1 protein-coding gene is annotated in these 456 nt (G+C 69.7%); it reads right to left on the bottom strand.

Features of this window, described 5'->3' with window-relative positions; translation table 11 throughout:
- Nucleotides 1-456 (bottom strand): phosphodiester glycosidase family protein (locus tag RNB18_RS51900; RefSeq protein WP_311721044.1); only part of this gene is annotated, 456 nt, incomplete at both ends.

Below are 456 nucleotides of genomic sequence, written 5' to 3'. Positions count from 1 at the left end.
CAACACGATCGCCGACGAGCCGCCACCGTCGAGCAGCAGGGCGTTGTCCGCGCCCAGGCCGCGGAACAGGTCCTGGATGTTGTCCGGCGTGTAGCTGCCGCCCTGGAACACGAACAGCTGATCGGCGGCCCGGTTGTAACCGACCGCGGTGCGCGCCGCACTGGGGCCCGGGTCGTTGAGCTGACCGGTGTCGCCAGGGGCGAGCAATCCGATGCCGGCCACCGCCACGAACCGGGCGTTCTGATCCAGCAGCCGCTGGATCACCGGGGAGGCCGAGTCATAGTCGTCGGGTCCCTTTGGCATCACCACATACGGAGCGCCGCCCATCGGCAGGATCATGGTGGCCAGCGCCGCCCAGCGTTCGTCGCCGCCGGACAGGCCCTGCTTGCCTGCATACGCCAGGGTGCCGGTGACCGCGGTATTTGCCCGGCCCTGCCCGCGGGTGTTGTCCACGTA

Source organism: Streptomyces doebereineriae (genome assembly GCF_031845645.1).
GTDB lineage: Bacteria > Actinomycetota > Actinomycetes > Streptomycetales > Streptomycetaceae > Streptomyces > Streptomyces canus.
This window is presented reverse-complemented; position numbering and strand designations above follow the sequence as displayed.